Source organism: Paenarthrobacter sp. 10N417 (assembly GCF_056394745.1).
Genome location: NZ_JBFTIL010000001.1, coordinates 362,313 through 378,679 on the forward strand (window position 1 = coordinate 362,313; position 16,367 = coordinate 378,679).

The window sequence follows — 16,367 nt, forward strand, 5'->3', positions numbered from 1 at the left end:
TGCTGCCTAACGTTAGTTAGCTCACGCTGCTGCGTTAGATACATCACGGAGGGTGAGCGGCGCGGCCAGCCAGTAGGTGCGGCCGAACCGGGCTCCCATAAGCAGGAAGAGCTTCACATGTCATCCACAAATAGCAGCGCCGGCAATCAAGCTGACGCTATCGTCGTAGGCGGTGGCCTGTCTGGCATGGCCGCCGCCTATACGATGGCGCGGGGGGGACTTCGGGTCACTGTGTTGGAAGCGAAGGACCGCGTCGGCGGTCGTACGCATTCCGATGCGAATACGCCGGGAGGTCCCTTGGACTTTGGTGGCATGTTGATCGGAACGACGCATCACCGATCCCGGCTTCTCGGGGAGACTTTGGGGCTGTCATGGGTTCCGGCACGGCCCTCGGGCAGCATGACATACCGGGCTGACGGCCAGGTTGTCAGGGCTCCCGATGGAGGATACCCGGATTCGGTGGCTGGTTCGACCGCTTTGGACGCGGAGCTGACCAGGGTAAACGGGCTCTTCGACGAATTGGCGGAAACCGTGGGACCCGAGGGCCCGTGGGCGGGTCCCGAGCATGTAGCCCTGGACGCGATTACCGTTCAGTCGTGGCTTGAGGAGAATGTTTCCGATGAGGTTGCCCGGCGCATCGTCAGGACAGATCTGAACATTATCGTCGGCGCTGACACGACCGAGATGTCCATGCTGTTCTGGGCACAGTATGTTGCTAAGTGCGAAGGGATGCGCGCCCTGCAGGTTACAGCCAACGACGCGCTCTGGCTTGGCGGGTCGCAGCAGATTTCCCAGCGGATTGCCGAGCTTGACGGGATAACGGTCATCACAGACGCCCCCGTCTATTCGGTAACGTACACAAACGACGGTGTCATCGTTGAGTCGGCTCGCGGGCAGTTTACTGCACCGGCAGCAATCATTGCGGTCCCGCCGTCGGCTGCCAACACAATCCAGTTCACTCCAGAGTTGCCGCTGGCCCGTCGTCAGCTCCAGGCGCGCGCTCCCATGGGGCGGGAGTCAAAGGTACAGGTCCGGTACAGCCGTGCTTTCTGGCGGGATGCTGGCCTCTCCGGCGAGGTCTTCGATCTGGATCTCGGCTATCTCTCCCTTGACGTCACGCGTCCCGGAGACGAATGGGCAACCATCGTGGCATTTATCGGAGGCAAGGACTACGACGCATGGTTCGCTTTGGGAACTGAAGCACGTAAGAAGGCAGTGCTTGATTCCCTTGAGGCCGTCCTTGGCCGAGAAGCTGCTGACGTGCTCGGTTACCACGAGACGGACTGGCCGAGCGTGCCTTACACCATGGGGGCGCCGGTTACCGTGATGCCTCCGGGTCTGCTGAGCAGGGTTGGTGATGCATTGAACGCGCCGGTAGGGCCCCTGCGGTTCGCCGGCACTGAGGCAGCCTCAATGTGGACTGGCTACATGGAAGGCGCCGTCCGCGCCGGAGAAGCAGCAGCCCACAGCATTTTGAAAACAAGCAAACCACTCACGGCAGGAGCAGCCTAAATGGCAGCAGAACAGTCCACCACACATCAAACCGCAGAGATCACCTACCTCATACCGGAGGGTATGGGCGAAGTCGGGGAAACCTACGGCCTGGCACCCGGTGTGCGCAGCGGAGACCTCATCTTTGTCTCCGGCCAGCTCGGAATCGACGAAACGGGAGCAATCCCGGCCGACGGAGCCCGCCAGGCAGAACTGGCAATCATCGCAGTAGAGCGCGTCCTGGCCGAGGCCGGGGCAACCCTGCGAGACATCGTTCAACTCCAGACATTCCACAAAGGAGCCATGGCAGCAACCAACGAATGGTTCCTTCCGGTCAAGTCACGCTATTTCCCTGCCCCCTACCCTTCGTGGACGGGCTTTGGGGTTGCGGACCTCGGCGGGGATGGTGCCCTGATCGAAATCGGCGCCATCGCACGCGTTCCCTCCTGATCCTGTCGGGCCGCCCAGCCCTGATAACGGGCGGCCCGACCGGCAGGGCCCCTAAGGGTCCCTTCTCCTTCTGGTGCCAGTCTGGGGCGGCTCCAGGTCTTATATATTGATTCGCATCAACAAAGAGGCAAATAAAATGAGGAATGACTCCCCCACTTCAGCACCGGAATCCGCGAAACCACAGACCGCGGACCGACTCTCCGGAAATCTCGGCACGCCCTCACTCGTTCTGAGTGTTCTCGCATTCTCCGCCCCAATCGTGACCGTCTCCGGCTTTATTGCCTTTACGATCATCTTCGGCGGAATTACGTCCCCTGTAGGCTTCCTGACCGCTACGGTTGCCTTGACTATTTTCGCAGTCGGTTTCACGACCATGACCAAACACATCCCCCGCCCTGGGGCGTTCTATGCATACGTCAGTACGGGCTTGGGCAAGATCGTGGGATTGGGGGGCGCTTACTTGGCCATCGTCTCCTATGCAGTGATTCTTACCGGCCTGTATTGCTTTACGGGTATCACGGTCGCTTCTTTGATTCAGAGCTTTGGTGGCCCGGAAACGCAGTGGTGGCTTTGGTCCTTTGCCGCCTTCGCTCTAGTCAGCGCCCTGGGCTACTTCCACATCGAACTCTCAGCGAAGGTGCTGAGCGTAGTTATGATCCTCGAAGTGGGCTTGGTCATGATTTTCAACATCGCAACTCTGTCGCAAGGCGGCGCTGAAGGCCTTTCTGCAGCACCGTTCAATCCAGTGCAGTTCTTCTCCAGTGATGAGGTCGGCGTAGCCCTCCTGTTTGCATTCCTGACGTTCATCGGGTTCGAAGCGACAGCGATGTACCGGGACGAGGTCAAGAACCCCAACAAAACGGTGCCTAAGGCGACTTACCTGGCCGTCATCCTCGTTGGGCTCCTTTACGCCCTCTCGTCCTACTCGCTCGTCAGCGCCTACGGTTCAGCCGCCGTCGATACCGCTACCAACAACTCCACAGGGATGTTCAACGATGCACTCGAGCGTTTCGTTATGCCGGGCTTTGCCAACGTTTCATTGGTCCTGATTGCTTCTTCCTGTGTTGCTGCTTTGATCTCCACGCACAATGTCATTGCAAGGTACCTTTTCAACATCGCATCCGACGGGGCACTTCCGCCCTACCTCTCACGAGTCCACAAGCAACATCACTCACCTCACCTTGCGTCCATCACCCTTTCGTCGGCAGTCGCACTGGCTCTTGCTGGCATTGCTGCCTCTGGCACCGATCCGGCCCTGCTGTTCGGGATGATGTCCGGTCTCGGCTCCACAGGAGTCCTGGTCCTCATGGCCCTGGTCAGCGTCGCGATCGCAGCCTTCTTCTTCCGCGTGGGAGTTCCTGCCAGCGAAAACGTCTGGAAAGTCTTCGTCGCTCCCATCGTGTCCGCTTTGGCACTCGCAGCCGTGGTCATCTTCGCCATCATGAAGTTCGAACTCGTCGCTGGAGGGGAACCGGGCCAGAACATCGGGCTGCTTCTCATCCCGGGAGCAAGCCTGGTGCTGGGTATTCTCGTCGCCATCTACCTGCGGTCAGCAAAGCCACAGATCTACCGCCGGCTTGGACGGCAGGAGACAAGCGAAGCCGACCTGTCCTAAGCACCAACCGGGCGAGGGCGGACCTTCAGGGGTGCGTCCTCGCTCGTAAAACCCTCTGCCCGTTCCATGAGGGGCAGCCCAGCGAGCGGCAGGATGAGTCGGTTGGAATTACCATAAGTAGACGGTCCTTCCGGCACCTCGTGTCGATTCAGGGCCGGGAACTTATAGATTCAGGAGAAAAATGTCTGACACGGCGCAACGGGTGCGGGCCCTCGACGTTCTCCGGACGGAGATTGCCACTTTCGACTGGTCAAAGCTGACGGACGGGAAACGGCTTATCCTGGACGCGTTCCTGCGAATCGTCACAACGGACGGTTATGCTGCAGTGACGATGCGTGGACTTGCCAGACACGTGAACATGAAAGCCGGGAGTCTCTACAGTCACTTTCCCGGCGGTCGGGATGAGGTCGTTGACACAGCCCTCCGGTGGCATTTCCATCAGTTTGCCAAAGGAACCATCGAAGCCGTTGAGTCCGCCGCGGGTGCCCCAGAATTCTGGACGACTCTCGTCGACCAGCAGGTCCGCCGACAGCTTCAGACCCCCGAAAATGACATGTTTGACCTGATATTGGCCACTGACCGGATCAGCCAGTTCCTTCCGACAGAAACCCGACAGGACATCAACCATCTCGTTGATCTGAATGCTGCATTGTTCAAAGGCGCGGCCCTCGACATGGGGTACCAGGGCGAGGTTGATCTGGCCGTGTCAATAGTGATCGCCATTCTCGACGCAGTCCACTCCTGGAGCCATTGGAACGGGGACCCGGATGACGTGGCCCGCATCTCTGATGCTGCGATACGCACGTCCTTGTCTACTCTTGAAGCGCACCTCCTAATCGACGTCACGAAATAGGTTCCAGTACCCAATAGGGCCGCCCCTGAGACGCTAATATCTCGGGGGCGGCCCTTGCGCTGAACTCTCAAATAACAGAATCAACTATTGCCTTCTGCGCGACGTGCGTCGCCACTTCCTTGGCCACCTCCATATGTAGGGGATGAGCCATGTACTCGGTCAGGGCGGCTTCTGATTCGTGGTGGGACACCAGAACCAAGTCCCAATGGGTTTGGTCCCTGCCCAGATCGGGGCGGACCTGAAGACCGAGCAATCCCGGTATTTGGTCGCTGTCCAGTTTTCGTAGTTCGGCCTGGGCAAGCTTCGATTGCCGCAGCTTGCCTTCGGCATTGTCCGCAGTGAAGCGGAAAGCTACTACATGCTGAATTATCATTTCTTCCCTAAAACTTGGTGATGGCGTGTTAGCCCGGGTTCCGGCCTGGCGGTGCCGTTTTGTGCTCGGCACATGCTGCTGCGGGGGTAGCGCGAACGGGAGCGCCCCCCGGCAGACTGTGAAGCCTGACAGGAGGCGCGATCCCATGCGGATGCAAAAGTGTCAGTCGCGGTAATCAAGTTCGATGTCGGCGACTACCTGATCCTGAAGGTTGACCACGATATTGTCCGGCTGCCGTGTGGTGAGCCAGATCAGTTCCTTGCTGCGGCTGGCGTTTCCTTCGATGTGGGGCAGGTGCGGAGGAACGAAAATGAAGTCTCCCTCGTCGGCGTAGACGACTTCTTTGAAGTTTTCGCCGAAGCGCAGGAAGGCACTGCCCTGAAGCACGTACCCGCCGGTTTCTGCAATGCCGTGGTGGTGCGGATCCGATGCCTCACCGACGGCGGTGTACACCTTGCCGAACCAAAGATGTTCCACTTCGGTGTTCCGGGGCGTGACGCCGGCGAAGCGCCGGGCCTGTGATGTTTGGTCCTGGTCCAGGTATGGAAGGGCATCTGCCTTCGTTACGCTGGGGCGCTTATACTCGATGCGCTGTTCGGTCATTTTGCCTTTATTCCTTTCGTGGTGTCCGCTGCAAGCGGACGATTCGGATCGCCCGGATGTGGTAGCCGGCCTAAGTGCTTGGCTGGTTGTTACCAATGTGGATCGTGTTGCATAGCTCGCCAATGCCTTCGATGCGTGTCCGAAGGACATCGCCCGTTTGGAGGAAGCGCGGGGGCTTCTGGACGAATCCGACGCCTCCGGGGGTGCCGGTCGCGATGATGTCCCCAGGTTCCAAGGTCAGGAACTGGCTGATATAGAGCACGAGTTCGGTGACGCTGAAAATCAGATCCGACGTGGTGCCGGACTGTTGAACCTGGTCATTGACCAAGGTTTCGACCCGCATCCCGCCTTCCGGGTCGACTTCGTCGGCTGTGACCATCACCGGCCCTAAGGGTGTGGAACGATCAAAGTTTTTGCCCTGGAACCACTCCGAGGTGCGGCGCTGCCAGTCCCTGATGCTCAGGTCATTGAGCACCGTATAGCCCGCGACCGCTTCACGGGCCTGCTTTACGTTGGCGTGAACGGTCCGCGTGCCGATGACGACGGCGAGTTCCGCTTCCCAGTCCACTTCGGTACTGAGCCCCGGAAGGTGTATATCTGACCGTGGGCCGGTCAAAGCTGTAGACACCTTGCTGAACAGTGTCGGAACCTTTGGAGCGGTCTTGCCGACTTCTGCGGCGTGATCGAAATAGTTCAGTCCCACGCAGATGGCTTTTCCCGGGTGGGTGACCGGTGCCAGCAGATCATGCTCCGCTGGCGCTTCGCCCTCCTTTGACGGAAGCTGGGCCCAGTCAGAGGTTTTAAGGAGCGCACCAACGTCAGTGACGTCGTAGTAGAAAGTTCTGGAGCCGTCTTGCCGGAAGGCGCGGCTCTGCTCTCCGTGTCGGACGGTGCCCAGCTTCATGAGGACTTCTCCTAAACCAGCGTCATTCCGCCGTCGATCATGATGCACTGGGCCGTCATGTAATCGGAGTCAACCGAGGCCAGGAACAATGCCGTGCCCACGATGTCTTTCGGGTACGCTTTCCGTCCGCGGATGATGCCCTTTTCGAACTCATTCAAAGCAGTGCCACGCTTTTCGATGTCCCCGATCGCATACAGGTCCTCGTCGAGCTTGTCCCACAAGGGTGTAGCCACCACGCCAGGGGCGAAGGCGTTGACAGTGATCTCGTGCTTGGCCAAGGCTTTTGCCCCTGACTGGGTCAGCGAGATTACGGCTGCTTTTGATGCACTATAGGGTGCAAAGGTGGGGAATCCCTCCCGGCCCGCGATGGAGGAAGTGTTGATGACCTTCCCGCCCTGACCTTGCTCGATCATCTGCTTGGCGGCCTCTTGGGTGCCGATCAGAATGCCCAAAGCGTTGATGTCCAGAACTTTCCGGAAGTTCTCCTCTGTAATGTCCAGGAACTGCATTGGGGCGTTGAATCCTGCGTTGTTGAACCAAACATCGAGTCGGCCGAACTCAGCAACAGCGGTCTGGATGGCCGCTGCCACTTGGGCTCGATTGACAACGTCGGCCACGGCATAAGCCGCCGCCCCGCCGGCATTAACGATGCCTTCGACGGCGGTCTTGGCGGCGTCCTCATTTAGATCAACGATCAGAACCTTCGCGCCTTCGCTGGCGAAGGCTTCACCAAATGCAAGGCCCATGCCGCTGGCACCACCAGTGATTCCAATAACTTTGCCTTCAAGCCTTCCAGCCATGAGAGCCCTTCCTCCTGCGCGTCGCTGCGCTCTTGTCTTCAAACGCTAGAAGTTAGCTAACTAACGTTAGGCAGCAATCTAGCAAAGATCTCAGGAAAAAACAGCCCCTCTCTTCAAAAAGAGCTCAAGGTCAACTGGCCGCATACGGGTTCAATCCCTTTCGTCCTGAGCGGACCGGACGGGCTGCTCATCGGGATCGGTCCCGGGGAGCGGTTTGAGGCTGAGCAAACCTCTGCGCGGTTAGTGACTGAGCTGGCCTGCCACGCACGAGCTTCAGACTTTTGGTCGAGTAGGGCCGTATTTCGAACTGAAACGAGCTTTACACAAGGGTGCTTATCGTCAGACTGGCCGGCTTCGACATGCTCAGCAGACGTTCGCGTGAACTGCAATGTTCCGGAGGCACCACTGGGAGCTGTCATCTGCGTTGGGCCCGCGTCCCGCTTGATTTCGCAGTGCGCTTCCATGACTCGGCCAAGACCTATTGATAGCACTCGGCCGACCGTGGCCGCCGAACTCTCACTTCGGAATGAGCCTGCACATGTAGAACGCTTCCGGATCCGCGTCATGTCGCTACTGACACTCACACGCCTGAGTAGATGAAGGCCCAAGGAGGGAAGAGCCAATGGCCGCAAGCAGCCACGATAAAGATGATTTAAGTGTGGACAATGTCCACACCCCTTTTGGCCTGACAAAACGTCCGCCCGGCAAGTCTCCCTACGCCAGGAACGAGTCGAAACCTAGACCTTTGACGACGAACCTAGAAGTCATGTTGCGCTCGGTCCCCCTCCCCATGAAGAGGTGTAGGACCACCACGACCTACCCGACTAACCAAGAGAGGACAACATAACCCCAGTTCACAGCATGCGGAGGGCCCACCAGCCACGACCCTGAACCCGCTCCCCCACAACCAAACAGGCGACCGGCGGCGCCAGGCACACCCCGCGGCCAGTGTCAGAGGGACATGACCACCAAATTTGTACACACGTTAAAGCAAAAACCCCCTCTGACGAGGGGGTATACCGTGCCCGAGGTGGGACTCGAACGGGATTCCAAAGCTTGGGATCACTGGGAAGTGGCGGAAACATGCGGAATCCGGGCCCAATTCGATGGGTGTACGTGGTGGTCCGAGGCGGAGGGTGTGAACATTGTCCACACTTCCTTTTTGCCCCTGTCGGTGGTTGCCGGATTGCCGCCCATAGCCCCGAAAACGCGACGTACGACGGTGGGGACGCCGGTACACCGGGACTACCGGAACTACCGGAACTACCGATATGAGCGGACCAAGAAGCTTTCATCAGATATTCTCCCTTCACACGTTCATAGCGATTCGACCGACGAGCGAGATGACGTAGCAGAGTGGGTGAGCAAAGGAGATTGCGGAACTGCCAATGTCGAAGTTTCCGCTGCCCAAACTGCCGCGGCGGCCGCGAGAAGGACGAAGAGGCCAGCGACACAAACCACCGGTTTGGATAGGGTCAACGCCGCTGAAGGCATGAGACAGTTGGGCCACTGAGACTCCTACACCAGCAACACCCACAACGACCGCGAAGTGCCGGACGTACCGAGCCTGCCTCTCCGAGGCCGCCCGCTCTCCAAATCGTTCACGCTCTGCTTGGAGGAAGAGAACCGTGGCGGCTTCAGCCTCCGCCTCGCGGAATCAAACCCGGATGAGTTTCTCTCTACACAACGCGTGCAGGCGGCGGGGGCGATGCAGCTGCCCGAACCCCTCGCCAAGCTAGGGATCGCGCTGGGTAATCATCCCGCTAGGGGCGAGCTTATCGACGATATCTAGCAGCTCCCCGGACAGATTCGACACGTCGCGGTAAGCCGCGCGGAGGTAGGCGATTGGCTCAGTCGGCGTACCGCCTACATTTAGTGCGCTCGCTGTCGGGGAGCCGACCACAGCGTCAAAGTGCCTCGGGAGGGTGTCGTTATGCATCGGTCGGTTGCGGAGGTCCTGCAGCGTCGTCAGCCACCCCTTGCTGGTCTCCTTCCTGAAAAGTGCCGCTTTGAGGCGGGACCGGGTTCCAAGAAAATCGCCTGTCAAGCCCTGTTGCGAGAGTCTGCCCAGCAGTTGTCTGAGAAGGGATGGCTTGTACTCCCAGGGAGGGGTTGGCTCTTCCACCTGTAGGTATCTTTCTGCGACCCCAATCAGAGCCGCCGAGGAGGCATCGTAGCCCGCGCACAAAGACGTGAGCGCCCCGTCCAAGGCCATCTCAATTCCAACGTGGCGGTCAAACCCGACCTTTGCTATGGCTGCTTCGAGCGTTTCGATGTACCAGTCGGCCGAGTGCAGCTTGTAGTTCACCCAAGCCCTTGGCCCGGCCCCATCGGCTAGTTCCCCGTAGTGTGGCCCCAGTGGCCAGGGGCGAAGGAAGTCTTCTTGTTCATGCGGTGTCGTCATGTCAGCAGCCTACATTTCGGGCAAGACTGTCTTGGTTTCACCTGGTCGTGGCGGGGCGTGAGCAGGACGGTAGCATGTGTCCTTGGACCCTAGGGCATCTGCCGCGCTCTCGGCCTACGGGAGCCTTGGGGCGGCTATTTCGGCCGTCATCGCCCTGTTCTTCACCGTAGTTGCAGCTATCGCCGGCCATAAGCAGACGAAGCTTCAGAGCCAATAGCCGAGGGCGCAACCCAGCCATACGTATGGGCGGATATTCGGCCGGGCACCCACAAAAGGTGGGCTGTTAACGCTCATAGTCGGAAACTCCAGGCCTCCCGTAGCGACAAACGTGACAGTAAGCTCCGATCTTCCACTCAAATGCCATTCCAAGACGACTTAGGTTACGCTCTTGACATACTAACCCGGGGGCATCCCGTCGCTACCTCCGGACCGTACTCTCGTTTGGAATCTGGCATCGCATGGTAGATCGTGTGCGCCGAAGACCCCAACCGATGCAACCTCACCATCAAAACCTAAGGGCCCCTTCGGGGACCCCGTCCCGATGACCTACACCACCGCGGCCTTCGACGCTCGGGAAGACGTCCTCCTTGCGTGAGTCATTCACCCGCGGGTGCTTGCGTATATGGCGCGGCCTTGTAAAACATGTGAGTTCGAATCATCCGCATCGCTTTACCGCGGCTGTGGGCGCCCACTGCTCGGCGCTATGTTGACGCGCCAACGCTATCGTGTTCCCGACGTAGCCAAACTCCTGCGACAGCTGAGCGAATCATCCGAAGCAGATCTTCAATCCGCCGCTTCCCGCAGTGAGCCATATCACTCGAAATGGTTGCACTTGTTCTAATTTCGGTTTACTGTTCAAACACCGAAGCAGAGCTCGGTACCGTCGCCTCAATGGCCACGGCGGGAATGGCAACGCTGCCCCACACCCTCGGGTCAGCACCATAGTGCGCATGAGTAGCTGGCTCGTACTTCGAACAGTCTCCGTGATCGCCCGAGAGCGCTTTTGGCAGTCAAATAAACTCGAAGGGATTCACTCCGAATGAACACGCGAAAAGCTTTGGCTTTGCTCGCCACTGTCAGTTTAGGAATGACAATGACAGCATTTGCTACCCAGCCGGCCACCGCCACGACTACACCGGATCCGACCTCGCATGCCCTACGCGCGCTGGGGGCCGAGGACGGCATCGGCTCGCTCCGCGAGGAAGCGGCGAAGGCTGGCCTAATCATAGGATCGGGGGCGATCAAGGGCATGACGACAACGGCCGATGGCCGGCCGCCGAACTACCTCGCAGAACCTCTGTTCGCGGAAGTGCTGGCCACGCAATTCAACAGCCTGTCTCCTGAGAATGACTTGAAGTGGGCATTCGTTCAACCCGAGGAAGGCGTCTTCGACTTCGAGGGCCTTGACCGCCTGGCCGCCTTCGGGAAAAAGAACCACATGAAGGTGAAGGGACACGGCCTCATCTCGGGATGCTGCAACCCCGCCTACCTCCAGACCAAGATCAATGATCCAGATGCATTTCGCGCCGCTATGGTGAAGCACTTCAACACAGTAATGAAACGGTACAAGAACAAGATGGACCGGTGGGATGTTGTGTCCGAGGCGCTGGAGACGATGGGTGGTGGACTTCAGCACAACGATTTCTATAACGCCTTGGGCCCGGGCTATATCGCAGAAGCATTCCGCATTGCGCATGCCGCGGACCCGAAGGCGAAACTGTTCCTCAACGAAAACCTGGTGGAGTCGCTCCCCGATAAGCGGCAAGAACTATACGACCTAGTATCGAGCCTTGTTGTTGACGGTGTTCCGATTGACGGCGTGGCTTTGCAGATGCACGAAACGATCGAAGGGCCTCCGCCTGGAGTCATCACCGAGATGACGAACTTTTTCCACGCGAAGGGCTTGGAAGTTTCCATCGCGGAACTGGACGTTCACACGTACGACCCCGACTCACAGGCGCAGATCTACGGCGATGTCGTGACTGAAGCGCTCAACGCAGGCATCAAGGAGATCAGTTTCTGGGGCTTTACCGATAAGCACCTCTATACGTGGCTCCCAGGATCCAAGCCACTCATGTTCGACGAGACCTACAACCCCAAACCGGCGTACTTTGCTGTCCGTGATGCTTTGCGGACCTTTGTCGCGAAGACGACACAGCCCAAGCATCCTAAGGGCAGAGCGTAGGCTCACAGCGAATCGGTATGGTTCTCCCAGCGGCAGGGCTGTACGGCCCCATTGGCAGGATGACTCAATTGGCCCCAGCCTGATTCAAGCGATACTCGTTGTGGTGCGCGGTCGCACCACAACGAGTATCTTGCGCGGCACCCTTCTGCACCGGTCAGCAGGGTGCTGCAACGGCGGCCGATTCGCTGTGACAGCCCCAGATTGTTCCCGATTCCGGATGGAACAAGCGATTGCACCTGCATTCTCTACGGCGCATGCCCACGGCCCTCAATCCACCCGATGCGGCGACCGACTGGGAAAAGGAGTAGCTCGACGGAGGCCTGCCAGCAATTGCATGGACGAGCTACAACGGGATCAGAGTGAACTCTCCCCTTCTGACGGTTATGATGGAGTCGGCTAGTGTTGCGATGTAACTCTGAGTCCGACTGACGCCCTTGTGGTTTGTCTTCACAATGAACTGTCCGCCGTGACGCATGCTGTATCAAGCGCGGCGGCCAGGTGGACATGACCTCATAGGAGCCTCCTCAAGAATCCCATTGCTGTCTTCTCTGACCACCACCCGGCCGGCGTGCCCTTCATGTTCCATCGCACGCAACAGAAGGTCAGGGCAGTTACATCACGGCAAACAACATCCGAAAGTCATCGCTGTTATCGACACGCATGCCGATACCCACCAGGTCGCCGTCATCAATGAAACCGGCCGGCATCTCGGGGACAAGGAGTTCCTTGCTGTCAGTTCCGGCTACCGGCAGATCGTGGAGTACATGACCGGATTTGGCACGGCCCCGTCCATCGGCGTGGAAGGCACGGGCAGTTACGGAGCGGAGCTCGCACGCGTCCTGAGCCGGGAGCACTTCTGGGTCCTGGAAGTGATGCGTCCAAATTGACAAGAACTCCCGCTACGGGAAAGGCCTGATCCATCGGACGCCTATCAGGCTGCGGAAGCTGCACTTGCCAGCAGCAGGGTTTCGACGTTAAAAGCCAGAGAAGGTGCTGTGGAATCACTACGGGTCCTACGCGCTGAACGAATCTCTGCCATGCGGGCAAAGGTCGCAGTGATGGCTCAGATCAACAGCATCCTGGTCTCTGCCCCTAAGCCCATCCGGGCGAAGTACCGCAGATGCTGAACTCAACGCAATCGTCACCATTCACGCCACTATGCTCTCGGACGTTCAGGGCGTTGACACTGACGTCGCAAGTCAGTTGCTGGTAACCGTCCGCGACAACTCCGAACGGGTCACCTCGGAGGCAAGACTGCCTTGGTGCTTCAGCCGGAGAGTTCCACCCTCCGCACTAACTGTATCCGCGGTTCCTGGCGAATGACACGGTCTCTGTCCCAAATTTCCACGTCCAGACCCGGTCCCGAGCTTCCAGTCCTCTACTGGCGGCCAACCAGCGACCGGCAGCATCACAGAACCGATTTCATCTGTCGTCCAATGAACTCGGTCGCGATGCGGGGCGAGATCCTAGAGACTATGTCGAGTCTTGGCGTCTGTCCCCACCAAGACTCGGAAGCTACCTTTCTGTAGGCCCCGGATTATCATTGCGGCAGTTGCTTCAGGTGTGGTTGAGGGAGCTTTTCGTCCCTTGGGGTCGATTGCACTGACTCCTGAGTTCCCGCTGATGTCAGTACTGATGTTTCCTGGGAAAACCGTCGTGACGGCAACGGCCGTTCCTTGAAGTTCCTGGTAAAGGCCCGCACTCAACTGCTTGACGGCTGCCTTTGTCGCTCCATAAAAAGTCTGGCCGGCGAATGGGAGCAAGGCCGAGAGGCTGGATATGTTAACGATTGCCGCAGCGGGCCTCCGCCGCAAGGCAGGCAGGAACGTCTTACACATATTGACTGTTCCCCACAGATTCACGTCCAACACGCGCTCACATTCTTCGAGTGATAGGTCATCCATAGGCAGAAAGCGGTGGATAATACCTGCTACGTTGATGAGACCGTCGACCTGACCGTGAAGTCGCGTGACGTCATCAAATAGCGCAGCGACAGCTTGGCGGTCAGCCACATTTATCACGTGGATGCTTAGTGCCCTTGAACCCGCGGCCTCCGCTTCGTGCCGTTGAGCGCATCACCGTTCAGGTCCACCGCTGCAACTATTGCTCCTTTTCGAAGCAGACCAAGCACCACGTGGCGACCGATACCATTGCCGCCCCCTGTTACAACGAACGTTTTGCCCTTAAGCTGCATGTCTTGGGTCCTTTCCGTAAATAAACAAAATGAGACAGTCCGCTCCGGCGCTTCCACAGGAATGGCCCACTTGAAGTGGCCCCGGCGACGGACCCGTTCTGCGTGAAGAGGTCCAACTGGGTCCAGCCGCTCAGTTGCAGATGGTCGTTGGTATGAGCTTCCCTGACAGCACGGGCGTCAACCGATGAGGTCAAAAGCAGATCCATGGTCAGGTTGAAGAACTGCTTGAGTCCGTTCCCGTATAGCCGATACTGACCAGCTGGGCCCGGGCCATGTCGGCGACGCCTAATTCTGGCCGAAGGCGGCGTCGAAGGCGGTTTGGGAGGCGGGGAAGTCGAATTTCTTGAGGGCGGCGAGGGCTTCGGGGGCGCCGTGGAGGCGGTCCATTCCGGCGTCTTCCCATTCCACGGAGATGGGTCCGTTGTAACCGATGGCGGTCAGGGCGCGGAAGGAGGACTCCCAAGGCACATCGCCGCGTCCGGCGGAGACGAAGTCCCAGCCACGGCGGGGGTCGCCCCAGGGCAGGTGGGAGCCCATGACGGTGTTCCGGCCGGTGGGGCGGAGCTTGGTGTCCTTGCAGTCCACGTGGTAGATCCGGTCCTTGAAGTCCCAGATAAAGGACACGGGGTCGATGCCCTGCCACATGAAGTGGGACGGGTCCCAATTCAGCCCGAACGCCGGCCGGTGGCCGATCGCTTCAAGGGTCCGCACAGTGGTCCAGTAGTCGTAGGCGATCTCACTAGGGTGGACTTCGTGGGCGAAACGGACCCCGCATTCGTCGAAGACGTCCAGGATGGGGTTCCAACGGTCGGCGAAGTCCTGGTAGCCGGCCTCGATGACCTTCTCGGGGACGGGCGGGAACATCGCCACGTACTGCCAGATCGAGGAACCGGTGAACCCGACCACGGTGTCCACCCCGAGCGCCTTGGCGAGGCGGGCGGTGTGTTTCATTTCCTCGGCGGCGCGTTGGCGGACGCCTTCGGGTTCGCCGTCGCCCCAGACGCGGGAACCGACGATTGCTTCGTGGCGGAAGTCGATGGGGTCATCGCACACGGCCTGGCCCTTGAGGTGGTTGGAGATGGCCCAGACCTTGAGGTTGTACTTTTCCAGGATGGCGAGTTTGGAGTCGACGTAGCCGGGTTCGTCCCAGCGCCAGGCGTCCAGGTGGTCCCCGGAAACGGCGATTTCCAGGCCGTCGTAGCCCCAGCCCGAGGCAAGGCGCGCGACTTCCTCGAACGGGAGGTCGGCCCACTGGCCGGTGAACAGGGTGTACGGGCGGGGCATGTCAGGCTCCTTCTGTCGGTGATGCGGGTGAATGGGATGAAACCGGGGTGAGGGTGCTTCGCTTGTTAGCTGAGGTTTCGATGGCGGTAAGGACGCCTTGGATCTGGAGTCCTTCTTCGAACGACGGCGATGGAGCCTCGCCGGAGGTGATGGCAGTCAGGAAGTCCCGGATCTGGTGGGTGAAGGTGTGTTCCCAGCCGATGATGTGTCCCTGCGGCCACCAGGCCTCCAGGTAAGGGTGCTCGGGTTCATTGACCAGGATCCGCCGGAAGCCCTGCTCACGAACAGGCACCGTAGCGTCCAGGAAACCCAATTCGTTCAAGTTCTCAAGGTCGAACGCCAGTGATCCGGTGGAGCCGTAGATTTCAATGCGGAGACTGTTTTTCTGCCCGGTGGCCACCCGTGACGCTTCCACAGAACCACTGATGTCACCCGTCAATTGAAGGGTTGCCCATGCTGCATCATCAACTGTTACTACTTCCCGTCCGTCCGGGCCAGGTCGATCAGCAACGAATGTCCGAAGTGTTCCGGTCACGTCCGTGACAGTTTGCCCGGTGAGATGTTGGATCTGGTCAATGGCATGCGAGGCGATATCGCCCAGGGCGCCGGAGCCCGCGGTCTCTTTGCGCAGCCGCCAGGTCATGGGCGATTCGGCGTCGGAAAGCCAGTCCTGCAAGTACGCGGCGCGGACGTGGCGGACGGTGCCGAGCCGTCCTTCGGCAATGAGTTCGCGGGCCAGCGCCAGTGCAGGGACGCGGCGGTAGTTGAAACCGATCATGGACTGCACGCCCCGGGCCCTGGCTTTCACTGCGGCCGCCGCCATCAACTCGGCCTCCCCAAGGGTGTTCGCAAGTGGCTTCTCCACGAGCACGTGCTTGCCCGCTTCAAGGGCGGCGATGGCGATTTCGGCGTGCATCCAGCCCGGGGCGCAGATATCGACGACATGGATGTCGTCCCGTTCAATCACGGAACGCCAGTCTGTGGCCCATTCGTCCCAGCCATATCTTCCGGCTGCGAAGGCGACCTGGGTGGCGTCCCGGCCAACGAGCAGTTTCTGCGCGAAGGCCGGGACGTCGAAGAAGCTGGCCACGTTCCGCCACGCATTCGAGTGGGCCTTCCCCATGAAGGCGTAGCCAATCGCGGCCACGCCTAATGGGCGGTCGGAAGGCAGGGACGAGTGAGTGGGGGTGGTCATTATTCGAATCCTCGCT

15 protein-coding genes are annotated in these 16,367 nt (G+C 59.4%); 7 read left to right on the forward strand and 8 right to left on the reverse strand.

Features of this window, described 5'->3' with window-relative positions:
• Positions 1–117 precede the first annotated feature (117 nt).
• The 4 genes from AC1DCM_RS01470 to AC1DCM_RS01485 all read left to right on the forward strand — a co-directional run bounded on the left by AC1DCM_RS01470 (position 118) and on the right by AC1DCM_RS01485 (position 4,409).
• A complete protein-coding gene (locus AC1DCM_RS01470) occupies positions 118–1,512 on the forward strand; it encodes a flavin monoamine oxidase family protein (protein ID WP_477517022.1) in 1,395 nt (464 codons plus the stop codon).
• Positions 1,513–1,941, forward strand: a complete 429-nt coding sequence (locus AC1DCM_RS01475; RefSeq protein ID WP_477517023.1) for a Rid family hydrolase — start codon at positions 1,513–1,515, stop codon at positions 1,939–1,941. It abuts the gene before it with no gap.
• A 136-nt stretch (positions 1,942–2,077) separates the two neighbouring features.
• Positions 2,078–3,556: an APC family permease gene (locus AC1DCM_RS01480; RefSeq protein ID WP_477517024.1), complete on the forward strand. Its 1,479-nt coding sequence runs from the start codon at positions 2,078–2,080 to the stop codon at positions 3,554–3,556.
• Positions 3,557–3,737: 181 nt separating this feature from the next.
• Entirely contained in the window at positions 3,738–4,409 is a 672-nt protein-coding gene (locus AC1DCM_RS01485; RefSeq protein ID WP_477517025.1) for a TetR/AcrR family transcriptional regulator, read from the forward strand.
• 67 nt (positions 4,410–4,476) lie between these two features.
• Here the strand turns inward: AC1DCM_RS01485 and AC1DCM_RS01490 are convergent, their stop codons facing one another.
• The 5 genes from AC1DCM_RS01490 to AC1DCM_RS01510 form a co-directional block, all read right to left on the reverse strand.
• Complete coding sequence (locus tag AC1DCM_RS01490; protein WP_477517026.1) at positions 4,477–4,782, reverse strand: Dabb family protein; 306 nt, start codon at positions 4,780–4,782, stop codon at positions 4,477–4,479.
• Between the two features lie 162 nt (positions 4,783–4,944).
• Positions 4,945–5,385: a cupin domain-containing protein gene (locus tag AC1DCM_RS01495; RefSeq protein ID WP_477517027.1), complete on the reverse strand. Its 441-nt coding sequence runs from the start codon at positions 5,383–5,385 to the stop codon at positions 4,945–4,947.
• Between the two features lie 70 nt (positions 5,386–5,455).
• Positions 5,456–6,289 carry a fumarylacetoacetate hydrolase family protein gene (locus AC1DCM_RS01500; protein ID WP_477517028.1) on the reverse strand — a complete coding sequence of 278 codons (834 nt, stop codon included), beginning with the start codon at positions 6,287–6,289 and terminating at the stop codon, positions 5,456–5,458.
• Positions 6,290–6,300: 11 nt separating this feature from the next.
• Positions 6,301–7,089, reverse strand: coding sequence for an SDR family NAD(P)-dependent oxidoreductase (locus tag AC1DCM_RS01505; RefSeq protein ID WP_477517029.1), 789 nt, complete (start codon positions 7,087–7,089; stop codon positions 6,301–6,303).
• Between the two features lie 1,735 nt (positions 7,090–8,824).
• The gene (locus tag AC1DCM_RS01510) at positions 8,825–9,397 is read right to left on the reverse strand and encodes a hypothetical protein (protein WP_477517030.1); all 573 of its coding nucleotides are present in this window, start codon (positions 9,395–9,397) and stop codon (positions 8,825–8,827) included.
• 178 nt (positions 9,398–9,575) lie between these two features.
• On the opposite strand from AC1DCM_RS01510, the gene AC1DCM_RS01515 reads away from it, so the two are divergent.
• From AC1DCM_RS01515 to AC1DCM_RS01525, 3 genes are all read left to right on the forward strand, one after another.
• Positions 9,576–9,710 carry a hypothetical protein gene (locus AC1DCM_RS01515; protein ID WP_477517031.1) on the forward strand — a complete coding sequence of 45 codons (135 nt, stop codon included), beginning with the start codon at positions 9,576–9,578 and terminating at the stop codon, positions 9,708–9,710.
• A gap of 876 nt (positions 9,711–10,586) precedes the next feature.
• Complete coding sequence (locus AC1DCM_RS01520) at positions 10,587–11,678, forward strand: endo-1,4-beta-xylanase (protein ID WP_477517032.1); 1,092 nt, start codon at positions 10,587–10,589, stop codon at positions 11,676–11,678.
• Between the two features lie 536 nt (positions 11,679–12,214).
• Positions 12,215–12,565, forward strand: a complete 351-nt coding sequence (locus AC1DCM_RS01525) for an IS110 family transposase (RefSeq protein WP_477517033.1) — start codon at positions 12,215–12,217, stop codon at positions 12,563–12,565.
• 579 nt (positions 12,566–13,144) lie between these two features.
• On the opposite strand, the gene AC1DCM_RS01530 is transcribed toward AC1DCM_RS01525, so the two are convergent.
• From AC1DCM_RS01530 to AC1DCM_RS01540, 3 genes are all read right to left on the reverse strand, one after another.
• Complete coding sequence (locus AC1DCM_RS01530) at positions 13,145–13,699, reverse strand: SDR family NAD(P)-dependent oxidoreductase (RefSeq protein ID WP_477517034.1); 555 nt, start codon at positions 13,697–13,699, stop codon at positions 13,145–13,147.
• A gap of 458 nt (positions 13,700–14,157) precedes the next feature.
• A complete protein-coding gene (locus tag AC1DCM_RS01535; RefSeq protein ID WP_477517035.1) occupies positions 14,158–15,156 on the reverse strand; it encodes a sugar phosphate isomerase/epimerase family protein in 999 nt (332 codons plus the stop codon).
• Position 15,157: 1 nt separating this feature from the next.
• Entirely contained in the window at positions 15,158–16,351 is a 1,194-nt protein-coding gene (locus AC1DCM_RS01540) for a Gfo/Idh/MocA family protein (protein WP_477517036.1), read from the reverse strand.
• Positions 16,352–16,367: the final 16 nt, after the last annotated feature.

Coding starts and splice junctions, on each gene's coding strand:
- AC1DCM_RS01470 (WP_477517022.1), top strand. CDS start 118: ATGTCATCCACAAATAGCAGCGCCGGCAATCAAGCTGACGCTATCGTC.
- AC1DCM_RS01480 (WP_477517024.1), top strand. CDS start 2,078: ATGAGGAATGACTCCCCCACTTCAGCACCGGAATCCGCGAAACCACAG.
- AC1DCM_RS01490 (WP_477517026.1), bottom strand. CDS start 4,782: ATGATAATTCAGCATGTAGTAGCTTTCCGCTTCACTGCGGACAATGCC.
- AC1DCM_RS01495 (WP_477517027.1), bottom strand. CDS start 5,385: ATGACCGAACAGCGCATCGAGTATAAGCGCCCCAGCGTAACGAAGGCA.
- AC1DCM_RS01520 (WP_477517032.1), top strand. CDS start 10,587: ATGACAGCATTTGCTACCCAGCCGGCCACCGCCACGACTACACCGGAT.
- AC1DCM_RS01500 (WP_477517028.1), bottom strand. CDS start 6,289: ATGAAGCTGGGCACCGTCCGACACGGAGAGCAGAGCCGCGCCTTCCGG.
- AC1DCM_RS01540 (WP_477517036.1), bottom strand. CDS start 16,351: ATGACCACCCCCACTCACTCGTCCCTGCCTTCCGACCGCCCATTAGGC.
- AC1DCM_RS01485 (WP_477517025.1), top strand. CDS start 3,738: ATGTCTGACACGGCGCAACGGGTGCGGGCCCTCGACGTTCTCCGGACG.
- AC1DCM_RS01475 (WP_477517023.1), top strand. CDS start 1,513: ATGGCAGCAGAACAGTCCACCACACATCAAACCGCAGAGATCACCTAC.
- AC1DCM_RS01535 (WP_477517035.1), bottom strand. CDS start 15,156: ATGCCCCGCCCGTACACCCTGTTCACCGGCCAGTGGGCCGACCTCCCG.
- AC1DCM_RS01505 (WP_477517029.1), bottom strand. CDS start 7,089: ATGGCTGGAAGGCTTGAAGGCAAAGTTATTGGAATCACTGGTGGTGCC.